The organism is Paenibacillus sp. GYB004, assembly GCF_036577605.1.
GTDB classification, from domain to species: domain Bacteria; phylum Bacillota; class Bacilli; order Paenibacillales; family NBRC-103111; genus Paenibacillus_AB; species Paenibacillus_AB oceani.
This window is the reverse complement of the sequence record NZ_JARBDB010000025.1, coordinates 159,981-170,199: the sequence shown is the minus strand read 5'-3', so window position 1 is coordinate 170,199 and position 10,219 is coordinate 159,981. Positions and strand designations below refer to the sequence as shown.

The 10,219-nt window shown below is 43.8% G+C and carries 11 protein-coding genes, 1 pseudogene and 1 riboswitch; of the genes and pseudogenes, 1 reads left to right on the top strand and 11 read right to left on the bottom strand.

The features are described 5' to 3' along the window. The 11 genes and pseudogenes from PV433_RS11370 to PV433_RS11320 all read right to left on the bottom strand — a co-directional run. Window positions 1–307 (bottom strand): transposase (locus tag PV433_RS11370; RefSeq protein ID WP_332072247.1); only part of this gene is annotated, 307 nt, incomplete at its 3' end. Then, complete coding sequence (locus PV433_RS11365) at window positions 247–411, bottom strand: NlpC/P60 family protein (protein WP_332072257.1); 165 nt, start codon at window positions 409–411, stop codon at window positions 247–249. The genes PV433_RS11365 and PV433_RS11370, both read right to left, overlap by 61 nt. 53 nt (window positions 412–464) lie before the next feature. Continuing rightward, a riboswitch (cyclic di-AMP (ydaO/yuaA leader) is annotated at window positions 465–597 on the bottom strand. A gap of 218 nt (window positions 598–815) precedes the next feature. Next, the gene (locus PV433_RS11360; RefSeq protein WP_332072246.1) at window positions 816–1,712 is read right to left on the bottom strand and encodes a WD40/YVTN/BNR-like repeat-containing protein; all 897 of its coding nucleotides are present in this window, start codon (window positions 1,710–1,712) and stop codon (window positions 816–818) included. Continuing rightward, window positions 1,684–2,298, bottom strand: coding sequence for a TVP38/TMEM64 family protein (locus PV433_RS11355; RefSeq protein WP_332072245.1), 615 nt, complete (start codon window positions 2,296–2,298; stop codon window positions 1,684–1,686). The genes PV433_RS11360 and PV433_RS11355 overlap by 29 nt, the downstream gene beginning before the upstream one ends. Before the next feature lie 4 nt (window positions 2,299–2,302). Continuing rightward, window positions 2,303–3,361, bottom strand: coding sequence for a peptidoglycan DD-metalloendopeptidase family protein (locus PV433_RS11350; RefSeq protein WP_332072244.1), 1,059 nt, complete (start codon window positions 3,359–3,361; stop codon window positions 2,303–2,305). A gap of 51 nt (window positions 3,362–3,412) precedes the next feature. Beyond that, window positions 3,413–3,670, bottom strand: coding sequence for a hypothetical protein (locus PV433_RS11345; protein WP_332072243.1), 258 nt, complete (start codon window positions 3,668–3,670; stop codon window positions 3,413–3,415). A gap of 451 nt (window positions 3,671–4,121) precedes the next feature. Further along, window positions 4,122–4,649, bottom strand: a complete 528-nt coding sequence (locus PV433_RS11340; RefSeq protein WP_332072242.1) for a redoxin domain-containing protein — start codon at window positions 4,647–4,649, stop codon at window positions 4,122–4,124. 79 nt (window positions 4,650–4,728) lie between these two features. Continuing rightward, window positions 4,729–4,911, bottom strand: a complete 183-nt coding sequence (locus PV433_RS11335; protein WP_332072241.1) for a DUF2933 domain-containing protein — start codon at window positions 4,909–4,911, stop codon at window positions 4,729–4,731. Between the two features lie 289 nt (window positions 4,912–5,200). Beyond that, on the bottom strand, window positions 5,201–5,941 hold the full coding sequence (locus tag PV433_RS11330) for an urease accessory protein UreH domain-containing protein (protein ID WP_332072240.1): 741 nt from the start codon (window positions 5,939–5,941) through the stop codon (window positions 5,201–5,203). 247 nt (window positions 5,942–6,188) lie between these two features. Beyond that, window positions 6,189–7,379, bottom strand: a complete 1,191-nt coding sequence (locus tag PV433_RS11325) for an IS256 family transposase (RefSeq protein WP_332072239.1) — start codon at window positions 7,377–7,379, stop codon at window positions 6,189–6,191. Between the two features lie 96 nt (window positions 7,380–7,475). Continuing rightward, window positions 7,476–8,112, bottom strand: a pseudogene (locus PV433_RS11320) (cytochrome c biogenesis CcdA family protein); the annotation flags it as partial. 203 nt (window positions 8,113–8,315) lie between these two features. On the opposite strand from PV433_RS11320, the gene PV433_RS11315 reads away from it, so the two are divergent. After that, complete coding sequence (locus PV433_RS11315) at window positions 8,316–9,986, top strand: multicopper oxidase family protein (protein ID WP_332072238.1); 1,671 nt, start codon at window positions 8,316–8,318, stop codon at window positions 9,984–9,986. Window positions 9,987–10,219: the final 233 nt, after the last annotated feature.

Below are 10,219 nucleotides of genomic sequence, written 5' to 3'. Positions count from 1 at the left end.
TTCGAAGCGGTCCAAAATGACACTCGATTCGGTTTAACCATGATGCATATGTCGGTGTGAATACGAGTTCTACATCGTTTTCCTGTGCCCAAGCTTTCACTTTTTTATGGTGGTGCGGCGAGAAGTTTTCAAGAACGATGTAAAGTCTTTCCGAAGCATGAAAGCGGCGGCGAAGCACCTTGAAGAAACGAAGAATATCTGCGTGTTTCTTCGTTTTCGAAGCGTGGCCATATAACTTGTTCGTTTTTAAATCAAGCGCAGCAAGCAGGTGGCGGACGCCATGATGTACTGCATGAATCCGGAACAATCGAAGCCGTTAATCGTTGTCCCCCCCCATTTATATGGGGTTCCCACGACTTCGTCTACATCTCTTTCCAGCTTTGAATCGTCGGCAAAAGCTGTACCTCCCATTGATAACAACATGACTGAACAAAGCAGTAGGATCGAACTAATCTTCTTCAAAACTAATCTCCTTCCAATGCCTACGAGGTTAGCTGAGGGTTCGGTTGAAGGTGCCCTATGATCACTCTGCTTCGAGATCAATTCACCCGATATGGTTCCCCCGTTTCCCTATTGGGAATTCGGCATAACTGTGTTTTATTTTTCCTATATAGGATTCGGGCTAATTCTCCAAATTCCTCCTATGACCCACCCATAGAAGGAACAACTAATCATTGTCTGCAACTGGGGTAATTCCGCGATAAACTGCTTGTTTTCATGAACATTTGGTTGCAAGAACGATCAATGTTGCTAATTTGCACTATAAAAGAATAGAGCCTTAATGGGTGTCACTGCAGACACATGTATCGTGTCGCTTACTTTGTTTGAGTCCACGATTGTCCGCTATTTTTACTTTCGTATACCGAATAATTTTGCGTCACAATAGCCAGTTTGGCGGGATCTTTTTTGGAAGCTTTGATTCCAAGCGGGATCTCACCATTCAGATTAATATTCATTGGAGTCCACGTCTTCATATCTTTCGAACGGGAAAATCCACCTTCATTCATAACGATAATTTCCCCAGAAGATAACATTAAGATTTGATATGCCGGTTCATTGCTGATTTTTGTTTCTTTCATATCCTCATTTATAAAATCATAACGGACTAGCCCTAATTCAGATCCAGCCAGAAGCGAATTTTCATTATCAGGAGCAACGGCAATCGAATAAAGAGCGGTTGGGATCTTGCCCACCTTCCCCCATGTATTCCCTCCATCATTCGTTTCGTACACATTATCCCCCGGACCGGCCAACACTGTATAGAGATGGCTTCCATTTTTTGAGTCCATTGTCAGTTGGTGAGCGTCCGGCACATCCGGCTTAGGTTGATTGGGCATACCAGCTTCTATTGGATTCCAGTTTCCGCCTCTGTCCTGAGAGCGCTTGATAAAGCCATGTCCGGATACAATGATGTTGTCGGAATTTGAAGGATCGATTTCCAAACCCATCACGTCGCTGCTGCTTAGTGCAGGTACTGTTTGTAGCCACTTGCCATCAGTGAGCTCGTAAATGCCCTGATGCGTACCAATCCAAAGGGTTTCACCATCCGGAGCATAACTGAATGTATGTGGATGTATGGCCGATCCCGGTTTCAACTCATTTGCAGAATTGGATTTTGTCATTAATGAAACCACAACCAGAATAAGTAATACAATAAGTACCGCCAAGAAAATCCATTCCAATTTAATGGAACTTTTCTGTTTCTGTGCCATGATTATCTTCCCTTTCGTTAATGTCCATTTGTTTGTTCATCCTTCTTAATAAAAACCAAATCAAGCATGCAAAAAAGATGGATATGGTCAACCTCGAGTAATTATTGAAAACAAGATCGTATCCTGCTAATGTTTCCAATGTTATGGAAGGGGCTTTCCCAAGGAAGGTTACAATCATGAAGTCGACAAATTTCATGTTGGATACGGCTGCTGCAAATGATACGACTCCCGACGGAATAAAAGGAGTTATTCTGGCGAGTAGCAACACCAACACCTTCCGTCTTCGGCTAGCCCCGTTTAAGTTATTCAGCCACTTCCAAGATTCGCTTTTCTTTATATTCATTTTTCTGAATCCATAACGATACAACCCAAAAGATACGCCCGCACCTAAAACTTCTCCTGTTAAAGATAGGAGGAAACCGGGGACTATTCCAAAAACAACCGCGTTCGCACCAGACAAAAAAAGAGAGGGTACGATTCCAAGAATAGCAATAATCACATTCAGCAGCAGACTAGCTATAATTGCCCATATACCGAATTCCTTAAGCCACTGTGCTGTCTGTTCGACTTGAAACAAATACTCCATAGGACTAGCCTTCCAAATATGCGTTTGGGTTTACTGCTTTACCGTTTTTTCTAACTTCGAAATGAACGTGAATGCCCGTCGACTCGCCCGTGGAACCCATAATCGCGATTGTATCTCCCGATTGAACGTGATCCCCTTTCGATACAAGCAGTTCTTTATTATGCGCATAGTAAGTAGAAAGTCCATTGTCATGAGAAAGTATGACCAGATTGCCGTAATCGCCTTTCCACCCGGCAAAAATGACTTCTCCGGCTGCTCCAGCACGGATATTCAAGGAGTTCCCTCCCGCAATATCCAGTCCCTGATGAAATTCTTTACCCCGATAACCGTACCCGCTTGTAACTTTTCCACCATCTGCCGGCCAAAGGAACGTATTGTTTCCGACTTCAGTTTCATCCGACTTCTTGCTTGTAGGCGCAGAAGCGATCTGCACGGGAGGCATTTTTATTCTGATACGGTCCACTGGCAGCGTAATCAGTTTCTCGTTAGTGATACTTCGTGCAACCTCTACTCCATTCTCGATCGTTACTGTATAAGAAATTTCCTTTATACCTTCCTTCCCTTCTTGATCTTTTTCTTTTCCCGATTTGTCCGTTTTATAAACGGTTTTAAAAGGTAGCGAAACTTGTTCTACCTTGGTTCCCTCAGCTCTTACGTTTAACAATCGCTTTTCTGGTGAAATGATTACTGCTTGTCCTGCCTTGAGGAAGTCCCCAGCATTCGGGTTCATGAGAATAAGATCGTCAAAGGGGACATTCTTTTTTAAGGAAATATCCCACAATGTATCCCCTTCTTCTACAACATAGGTCTCAATAGGCTTTTGAACTTGGGTCAACTGCTCAAATGCTCTGTTCGAAGTAACTACTTGATCGGGACTGACTTGCACATTTTGACTTGTTACGGATTCGACAAATGTTCCTTTCTGCGTTCCTTCCTTCTCATACATGCTTACGACCCTCTCGAGAATTTGTGCTGCTTCTGCTTCGCTCGCTACAATCGCCAACAACTGATCTTGAACGCGGATTTCTGTTGCATTCACCACATACTGCAGACCTGATTTCAATTGTGTATTAACGTATTCAGTCTCATCGGGCGGAAACCATCTTTTTATTTCTTACAAACGCAAGGTGGGCTGCTCGACAAAAGAAAGTGACGGGTCTATACTCATCATCTGCGATTTCAATTGATCGTACTCATTTTCAATCTGCTGTTTATTGTACACAACACCGAGCTGTTGCTCCCCCGTGTAAGCAATATAAACCTCTTTGTAGCCGATGCCAATCATTAACGATGATAGGACAGTAGCAGTGAGTACAACCATTCCGATCCATACGGCAACTTTATTTCGATTATTTGTGAAAATAACTTTCATTCCGCCCTCCTATGTTATTAACTGAGTAGCAGTTTTCGAAAACATACTACAAATTGTAGTGTTATAACTCAATCATGTCAAACCTCGCCGATTGCATTATTGCGAATTGGAGGCTCTCAATGCCTGCAGGTGACATACAACCTAGAGGAGAACGCATGTACTACATTTTCACTCTTGCAGGTAACCTGTACTTTATCCAGTGGGCTTTCATAAAACCAAAAGAACTCCGAGCTCTCAGAGTTCTTAGATCGTCTGATTTTACACAATCGACAAGCTGTTTCTAAATATCCCCAGCGATGCTTTTGCTTATCATTCTTCAGGAACTCTATCAGGGTCGTTGACATTTGCATGGCAGGGAGTAATCAACTAAGGTTTCCGGAAATACATGTGCGAACTTAAGCGGTATGACAACCTCATAGATCCGGCTTTTCCCTTTCGCTTATCCATCGTTTTATTTTGTATCACCTTTTAATTTATTGATTCGAGATTGAATGTCGTTTTCGGTCATTTCTCCAACAAATATATCTTGGATTATACTGTTGGCATCCACGTAAAGTGTTGTCGGATAAGACATTACCCTATACTTCTTTCTTATTCTATCGTCATCAAGCAGTATCGGGTATTTAACTCCGCTTTTCTGAATAAAAGATTCTATAGCAATTCTACTTTCATTCAAATTGATACCGAGAAACTCGACGTCTTGATCTTTCCATTTCTCATATTGCGCTTGCAGAGCCGGCATCTCCCTGACACATGGTGGACAAAATGTCCCCCAGAAATTAATGACGACGCTCTTGCCTTTATAGTCCGACAGACTATAAACTTTTCCGTCTAGTCCTACTAATTGGAAGTCGGGGGCCTTTTTCCCGATACCAACTGAGGTATCTTCTTTAAAAACCGACCCCATGATCACGATCACTCCAATAATAGCAGCTATACCCAGAATAAAAATCTGGACCCATCTCCGGTTCCTCTTCATAATTACCCCTTATCTCGCAAATAAACTAGTTGAGTACCTCGTTAAACTTACCCAATTCGGAGTACAGGTACCCTGTAGATTAATGGATTTGTTTCTTTTGAAGCTCACTTATTTGTTGAGTTAACTCGACGTTACGAGCTTTTAATGAGTCTAGTTCAGTTTTTTCATTTTCACTTTTTGTACGATGGCCACCGTGCATCCCTTTCATCATAAATAACATCATGATGGGACAAACAAGTGCTAATAACCAGGTCCACTCCATATCACTACCCCCTTCCTCTCAGGTGAAGTACGTCTGCCTTATTCAAAAACTTTGAGTACGGCAGCTTACGAATCGACAAGGCCAATCACGTGAACCGTAATGATACCGTCTGCATCCACAAGAAATGACGTATAGTCGTATGTGAAGGGATACATCTTCTCGTTTAATACCAGCAATAATAGTCGAGGCGCTTTAGAACCTAATGGTGAAGCTTTTCCCAGTCCATGGATAGTGAAGGTACTGGGTACTATAGTCACAATTGTTAGGAAGGCATCCTTGCTTCCCCGTCTCATAATGTCCAGTAAGTCAGCGTATCGCTTACTCCGAGAATAATAAATAGTATGCCTGCAAGCCTTTGAATCCATAAACCGAAATGTTTTGCTCGTCTAACCATCACCCGGTCCAGTCCGAAACCGACAGCAAGAGCAGCGAATAACAGAAAAGGCATCGCCGTACCCGCAGCGAAAACGGATGGAAGGAAAACGCCGTATGAAGACTCAAGTGCAAGCGGCATGAGTGAACCGAAGAAGAGAACAAACATGGTCGGACAAAAACCAATCGAAAACGCAATCCCCATCAGAAAAGCTCCGCCTTTACCACCGATCGGTTCTGCGATATTATACATGAATTTAGAAAACCGGGTGCCGATATGAAACGGTAGCCTTATCCACCCGAGAAGAAATAAGCCGATGACCAGAAGCAACGGTCCTAATAGTTTTCTCGCGGAAGCAAATAACGGAATAAAATCACGGGATATTTGTTGACCGAAAACCCAGAACAGAATGCCAAAAAAACTGAATAACACGACTTTTCCTAAAAGATACAAAACTGTTTCCGTCCAAGAAAGCTTGGATTGAACTTGGCGGTTAGCAAAATACGTGATCGTAGCGACATTCGCTGATATTTGGCAAGGGGCGACCGATCCGATAAAGCCCAGAAAAAGTGCAGCCAACAAAGCCACATTCGATTGGGATGCATTAATAAACGGAACGCTAAGAAAGGCACTAATTGTGCTGAAAAAGGAATACATAATGCTCCCCCTTAAAATCCCGTAAAACCGCCATAAAGATCAATCAAGTAGATCGTAATTTGGGTCATTTTGTCCGTATATAGGAGTATCCCTTTTACAACCAGGTAGCGTCAAGAAGTTTGTGTAAGGTGGTAGGGTTATCCATCGGAACGATGGATAGTCCATTCGTTTTTTAAGATATTTGAATGTTCTGAAGATTCTTCGTAGAGGAGGATGAAGCCCAAGCGAAGGCGCGGGAGCTGGATTTTTATTCCTCTTCTACTACAGGAGCAGGATAACGTTCTTCAAATAGCTCCAGGAGTTCTTTCTTCACCGTTGGATCTCCAAACCCGCGAATGACGCGGTTCTCGAATCGCTCGTTATAGTCAATTGCGTCTAGATAGATAACTTTCTCGGCGGCGTCAATGTTCGTTAAGCTGTTCATGGGTCTGAGCCGCTTTCGGAATTCCTTGTTCATGCGTTCGATCGGATTTGAGGTATAAATAGCCTCTTTGATCAACCTAGGATACTTGTGGAAGGTAAGCAGTGTGGGCAGTTGATCCTCCCAAGACTGGATTTCCTTCGGGTATTTCTTGCCCCACTTCGCTTTTACCGTATCGAAAGCAGCCATGGCAAGCTCCCGATCTAGTGCGTTGTAGATCGTCTTCAGATCATCGATAAAGTCTGCCTTATCTTGCACCCGAATCTTAGGGAATGTAGACCGAACCTTATGGACAATGCAATGTTGTACATCCGCTTTCGGATACACTTCACGAAATGCATCATCGAGCCCTGGGAGGCCGTCAAACACGCCTAACAATACTTCTTGAGCCCCACGCTTGTACAGGTCTTTCAAGACATCACGCCAACCGTTAGCGCTCTCTTGACCGCCTACGTAGAAACCAAGAATCTGACGATGTCCATCTTCATCGATACCCATGGCAAAGTAAATCGCTTCGCCGCTAACCGTGCTACGTTTGAGCTTCACATACAGGCCGTCCAGGTAAATAACCGAGTAACGTTTCTTTAACGCTCTGAACTGCCACTGGTGGATATCCTCCAGGACGGTTGATGTAATGTTGCTGACGGTAGTAGGCGAGTAGTGGCTGCCAAACATACTTTCAATGAAACGGGCAACATCCCGCGTACCCATCTCGCTTTTGTACATCTGGATGACGGCCTCCTCCAGCCAGCCGTCACGCCGCTGATAAGGCTGAAACACTTGGGTTTGAAACTCGCCACTCCGATCACGAGGTACCTGCAAATCCTCGATATGGCCGTACTTGGTATGGAGGGAACGTTTGTAGTACCCATTGCGGCTGTTAGATTCGGAAGAGTCCTTCCCTTCCAAGAAACTTGTGATTTCGGCTTTCATAATCCGTTCCAGGTTGTCTTGGATAAAGTCAGTAACAAGATTTTCAAATAGATCTGAGAGCGTATTTTCGTGTATAGTTGTCATGTGTAGGGTTCCTTTCTTGGTGACTTTCGCAATCCCGAGAATACCCTACTTTTTTGTTGCCTGACTAGGCTCCAATTTTTGGTACACAAACTATTGTACACCGTCTACAACCATAAGCGCCCCGCCAATTTTCATAAGAGCATTCGAAGTATTTTAATATCCAACGCAGTCTACCAATCAAGAATGCCATTGCAAAAAACGGAACAGCAAACCCGAGCGTATATGCCGTCGTATAAAGCATCGCCTGACCGGGATTACTTACACCCAAGGCTAATACGGCAGCTAAAATTGGTCCAACACAGGGCGTCCACCCAGCTGCATAAGTTATTCCGACCAAGACGGAACCAAAGTAACCAAGCGGTCTTTGTTTCCATTCGAATCTCATGCTTTTCAGCAGTAAACTGGGCCTGAAAAAACCTATCATGACCAAGCCCATAAGGATGACCAAAATGGCACCTAATTGCCTAATCAGGTCTCTATTCCCGGAAAACAAATTTCCAATGAGACTCGCCGATAGACCTAAAGCGAAAAAGATGATCGAAAACCCGAATATAAAGAATAAGGTGTGCAATAGAGCCTGCTTTTGAAAAATTCCTCTGCCTGCTTTTAAATCGTTGACCGAAACTCCCGTTATATAAGATAAGTACGACGGGTATAGCGGCAAACAACAAGGTGATATACACGATAGAAAACCTGCAGCAAATACTAACCAAATGGTTAAATCCGCGGTGATTACGATCCCTCCATTCCTTTCTTCGATCTACCCCTCCATACACTACGGATTGTAGTTTATAAGAAGCATCCATGTCAATTCCTCTAATACCCTGACCCTGTAAACATTCGAAAATCACTCATCCTCATAGTTTCTACACAATCTTGCTTTATAATCGATTTTGAATAAGAAACGCTATATAAAAAAGGATTAGGAGGATTTTTATGAGGTCCACTTGGAAGTTAAAAAGCGCATTTGCAGCCAGCGTCATCGCCGTACTGCTGACCGGTTGCTTCAATAATTCCGGTGATTCGACCGGCGACGACTCCATGAGCGGTATGGATCACTCGAAAATGGACATGGGGGGAAAAACAGCAACTCAAGAACAAAAAAATCCCCCTACTACCGCAAAAGTTACAACATTAACTGGTAAAGAGATTACACTTACAGCCAAGGCAAGCAACCAAGAACTCGCACCTGGAAAAACATTACCTGTCTGGACATTCAACAACTCTGTTCCCGGTCCGGAAATTCGGGTGAAGCAAGGGGATACGGTTAAAGTTAATTTGAAAAATGAGCTGCCGGAACCGGTCTCTATTCATTGGCATGGTGTTCCGGTCCCAAATGCGATGGACGGCATTCCTGGCGTTACGCAAAATGCAGTTCAACCAGGTAAAACTTTCATTTATGAATTTAAAGCAGACGTTCCGGGAACCTACTGGTATCATTCCCATCAAGACAGCGTGAATCAATTGGACCGGGGCTTATACGGAGCGTTTATCGTGGAACCCAAAGATGCTGCCAAAGTAGACCGCGATTACACGCTCGTCCTCGACGAATGGATGAGTTCCGGGATGGACATGGTAGGAATGAACATGTCCGGTGGCAGCAACATGAATATGGCAAACATGCCGGACATGGATCACAGCAAAATGAATATGGGCAATTCAAGTATAAACATGGGTAATGACAGCAAATCGACAAATAGTGGTGGAACTGAGAAAAACTCGATGGATATGGAACATGATATGAGTATGTACGATTTGTTCACAATCAACGGGAAATCAGGGTCGCTAGTAGAAAAACTTCCTGTGAAACAAGGGGAAAAAGTGCGTATTCGTCTTGTTAACGCCGGCTACTTGTCTCATCAGATCCACCTACACGGACATGATTTTAAAATTACTGCCACTGACGGTCAGCCACTGAATAACCCCGGACTTATTAAAGACAATGTCGTCTCGATCGCACCCGGGGAGCGTTACGATATCGAATTCGAAGCCAATAATCCCGGCCAGTGGCTTATCGAGGATCATGGCGACAGTGAAGCTGTCAAAGGAATGAAAGCATCCATCGTCTACGAAGGCGCTACCGCGGGTAACGACAAGCCGAACGAAACCGAAAAACTGCCAGCCGTTGATATTAGCAGTTACGGTCAGGCCGGTAAAATGAACTTCTCTCTTGATCAAAAGTATACGATGGAATATACGATGAATTTGAACACAGAGAGTAAGGATGGCGAAACGGTCTATACGATCAAGGGAAAAACATTTCCGAATACAGAGCCATTAAACGTCAAAAAAGGGGATACCGTAAAAGTTCGCCTTGTCAACAATTCAAAGACTGATGATCATCCGATGCATCTTCATGGACACTTCTTCCAGGTACTAAGCAAGAATGGTAAACCGCTCGAGGGATCTCCTGTTGTGAAGGACACGTTGAATCTGAAACCCGGAGAAGAGTATGTCGTGGCTTTCCAAGCGGATAACGAAGGCAACTGGATGTTCCACTGTCACGATCTGCACCACGCCTCGGCCGGTATGGTGACAGAATTGATGTATACGGATTTCAAGACCGACTTTGTGCCGGACCCGAGTGCCGGAAATAAACCTGAATAAGGAATAAAGATTCTTTGGGAGCGGAGACATCCGTTCCCTTTTCATGATCAATTTGCGTTTCGTAATGGATACTACAGTGTTACTTCCCAACATATGTTTATGTATTAAATATGTAACGAGGAGCTGGCAGTGTGGTCATTACTCCAGATGTTCGGGATCTTCCCTTTATCTTGCATGGCGGAGTCAAATTTTTTGAACTGATCGCTGAGCCCGTCAAAACGTGAGTTACTTCC

Bases quoted from the DNA above. Each gene is read 5' to 3' on its own strand.
- PV433_RS11365 (WP_332072257.1), bottom strand. From the start codon at position 411: ATGGGAGGTACAGCTTTTGCCGACGATTCAAAGCTGGAAAGAGATGTA.
- PV433_RS11360 (WP_332072246.1), bottom strand. From the start codon at position 1,712: ATGGCACAGAAACAGAAAAGTTCCATTAAATTGGAATGGATTTTCTTG.
- PV433_RS11355 (WP_332072245.1), bottom strand. From the start codon at position 2,298: ATGGAGTATTTGTTTCAAGTCGAACAGACAGCACAGTGGCTTAAGGAA.
- PV433_RS11345 (WP_332072243.1), bottom strand. From the start codon at position 3,670: ATGAAAGTTATTTTCACAAATAATCGAAATAAAGTTGCCGTATGGATC.
- PV433_RS11340 (WP_332072242.1), bottom strand. From the start codon at position 4,649: ATGAAGAGGAACCGGAGATGGGTCCAGATTTTTATTCTGGGTATAGCT.
- PV433_RS11335 (WP_332072241.1), bottom strand. From the start codon at position 4,911: ATGGAGTGGACCTGGTTATTAGCACTTGTTTGTCCCATCATGATGTTA.
- PV433_RS11330 (WP_332072240.1), bottom strand. From the start codon at position 5,941: ATGTATTCCTTTTTCAGCACAATTAGTGCCTTTCTTAGCGTTCCGTTT.
- PV433_RS11325 (WP_332072239.1), bottom strand. From the start codon at position 7,379: ATGACAACTATACACGAAAATACGCTCTCAGATCTATTTGAAAATCTT.
- PV433_RS11315 (WP_332072238.1), top strand. From the start codon at position 8,316: ATGAGGTCCACTTGGAAGTTAAAAAGCGCATTTGCAGCCAGCGTCATC.